Source organism: Alcanivorax sp. HI0044 (genome assembly GCF_001634945.1).
The window spans coordinates 1-836 of record NZ_LWEZ01001232.1 but is presented as its reverse complement, the minus strand read 5'-3'; the positions used below and the strand labels follow the sequence as shown (position 1 = coordinate 836).

The following is an 836-nucleotide window of genomic DNA, read 5'->3' as shown; positions in this document are numbered from 1 at the left end:
GTTGCAGTGTTTCCTGTCTTTCTTGCGCTGACGGAGTATCGGCTTCACTGGCCTGGCTGGGCTTGATGCCAAAAGTGGGATAGAGCGACGCTACCAGCAGCACCGCCATGGCCTGATTAAAGGCGCGCAGACGCCGGCCCCGATGCAGCCAGTTTTTCAGCACCGCGCCAAACAGGTTCCAGCTGCTGATCAGCGGTAATCCGACGATCAGGAAGGTGCCTGCCACAATGGCCACGCTCAAGGTAAAGGCCTGCGGTTGGGTAAAGGTGGCCACACCGGTGAGAATCATCATCCATGCCTTGGGGTTTACCCACTGAAACAGGGCCGCCTGCATGAAGGTGAGCGGTTTGGCGTTGTCGCCATCACTTTTCAGGTCGCGGGTGCGCACTAGCTGCCAGGCCAGATACAACAGGTACAAGGCACCGCCCACACGCAGTGCGGTAACGGCCTGCGGGAAGCGGGTTAGTAGCTGACCGAGCCCCAGCGCCACGCACATCAGTATTACCTGACAGCCGATGGCAATGCCCAGAATGTGCGGCAAGGAACGGCGGAAGCCTGCGTTGGCACCGGATGCCATGAGCATCAGGTTGTTGGGGCCGGGGGTGCCGGTCATCACGGCGACAAAGCCGATAAGTGCCACTAACTGTTCCGTCGACATGACGCGATCCTTCTTTTCTGAAGATGGTTCAACAGACTAGATGGACAACGCATGCCAATACAGATATAAGAAAATAATATTGAAGCGGTACAGATTGTAAGGATAGTAATCTGTACTGGTTGTTATGCGAAAAACTGTATCGGGTATTTATCTCATGACGTTGTATCAAAGCCTGGCG

The 836-nt window shown here is 55.4% G+C and carries 1 protein-coding gene; it reads right to left on the bottom strand.

Features of this window, described 5'->3' with window-relative positions; all coding sequences use genetic code 11:
* A partial coding sequence (locus tag A3730_RS17430) for a LysE family translocator (RefSeq protein ID WP_063538561.1) occupies positions 1–658 on the bottom strand: 658 nt, incomplete at its 3' end.
* Positions 659–836: the final 178 nt, after the last annotated feature.